The 2,201-nt window shown below is 47.3% G+C and carries 1 protein-coding gene; it reads right to left on the bottom strand.

Features of this window, described 5'->3' with window-relative positions; all coding sequences use genetic code 11:
* Positions 1 to 310: 310 nt before the first annotated feature.
* On the bottom strand, positions 311 to 2,201 hold a 1,891-nt coding region (locus QT998_RS27305), incomplete at its 5' end, for an ArnT family glycosyltransferase (RefSeq protein ID WP_442922007.1).

Genomic DNA, 2,201 nt, shown 5'->3' on the forward strand with positions numbered 1-2,201 from the left:
GCCGCCTCTTCTGCCATTAGTCGATCTGCTTTTTTCTTCTCTAACAATTGTTCCATCCGCTGTTGCAGCGATTCACTAAATTTGAACAACTTCCACCGATCGACCTTTTCAAGGCAAATCTCATGGATTAACGAGGAGGGTTTGTTGAGAATTGAAACCATTATAGGCTCCGAGCTTCGGGTTTTAGGTAGTGACTAGATTATAGCTTTTACAGTCCTAGACGCACCATCGACCGATTCACGGGCAACCACGGGAGATTGCCCTGCAAAATATCAGATAAATCGGCTCACCGCACTCGCATCAAAATATACTATCGAAATGCTGTTCTCGGAACCCTGGCAAGTTGGTAAGCGCCCCGACTGTCCAACAATTGATATTGATTTGGTTGCAATCCTAATTGCACAAATTTCTCGGGATATCCCAGCAACAAAATAGAGGGAGAAGTTGAGTTTTTAGATTCCTTAAGGTAGTCGGTCGCCCCTTTGAGAGATCGGTAGTAAGTCACGGGTTCTTCGGTATAAAAAACCAGACTCGGTTTCCAGAAACCAACCATAATAAACTCTTCCCCCGGCAGTTTTTGTTGCACAACAACCTGCGCCAACTGTCTTAGAGGTAACTGGCGGTTGATATCAACTAAATTGTAGACGGGAGTCAGACCAAAAATGATAAATGCTACTAAGCCGATGAAGTTGGCAACCAAAATCCAGCGCTGTTTTCGCTTCCAGAGCAAAAGCCCGATCGCCAATGCAGTAGTTATCCAAATCGCACCGCCCACAATCAGCAATCCCGACTGATGAAGTGCTTGCGGAAAATTGGGCATTGCTGGATCGTCTCCCAGCCAGTGGTAGCAGTAGAAAGTTGCTCCGGCTATAATTAGTAAAAATACGACATTGAAAATGTATGTGACTAACAGCCCTCGCGGTAAAGAATTCGGTTTTTTTTCTAACTTTCCCGGCCTGGTTTTGGGTTCGTTACCTGCAATAATATCGCTCCACAGCAGCGTTACCAAAATGGCAGCGGCGGGCAGTAAAGGCAATACGTAACTGGGTAATTTGGTGACAGCGATCGTGAAAAAGCCAAAGATACAGCCGAACCAAAATAGGGCAAATAAACTTAATTGATCTCTTCGCGGTTGACGGCGCCAGTAACTACGCTGCCAAAAACGGGTGCGGGCGATCGCCACCGGCAAATAAATCGACCAAGGTGCAAAACCAAGCAGCACTACAAAAAAGTAAAAATACCAAGGCGCTGAGTGCTTGTTGACTACTTCAGTAAAACGCTGGAAATTGTGATAGCCGAAAAAACTGTCAATATAAGTTTGACCGTTGGCTAAAATAACCCGAACGAACCAAGGCACGGCGATCGCCAGAATAATCAAGATTCCCGACACCGGACGCATTTCTCGCCAAATTTGTGGAAAATTTCCTAAATACAGCCCGAAGCTGCCAATAATCAGCGCTGGTATGACAATTCCCACAGGCCCCTTAGCCAGAATTGCTAGGGCAATTAGTACGTAACAAGTCAGATACCACTTATTGGGAAATACCGATGCAGAAACTGTAACTGTGGAAAATTCTGCTTTTTCTCTCTGTTCTTCTAAGGTGTAACCGAGGAAAAATGCCAGAAGTGCCGAACACATACAGGCGACTAATAGCATATCTGAAACGCCAGTCCGTCCCCAGGCAATAGTTTGGGGATTTAATGCTATTAGCGCCGCCCCAATCCAAGGAGTAGAAAGAAACAGGGGGGGAGTGGGAGAGGAGGAGAGGGGGGGAGAGGGGGAGAGAGGGGGAGAGGGGGAAAATATTTCCTGGGAGTTCTCCGTTACATCCGCTACATCCGCTACATCTGCTACAGAATGCGTTGCCGAACTTCCTTCTGTCTTCGATAGAGTATAGAATCCGAGACAAGTAAGGGCGATCGCGCACAAAGCCGACGGCAGACGTACAGCCCACTCGTTAACTCCCAAAGTGCGGTAAGCCACCGCCATCAGCCAGTAAATCAACGGTGGCTTGTCAAACCTGGTTTCGCCGTTGAAATAAGGAGTGATCCAATCCCCTGTCACCGTCATTTGACGGGCGGCTTCGGCAAACAGCGGTTCGGTTTCGTCAACTAAGCCTATGTTGCCAAGATTCCACAAAAAAGCTACGAAGCCGATCGCGCCCAGCCACAACAGCGACAGTAACAAAGGTGCTAACGGG

This window comes from Microcoleus sp. S1D4 (assembly GCF_036700765.1).
Classification (GTDB): domain Bacteria; phylum Cyanobacteriota; class Cyanobacteriia; order Cyanobacteriales; family Microcoleaceae; genus Microcoleus.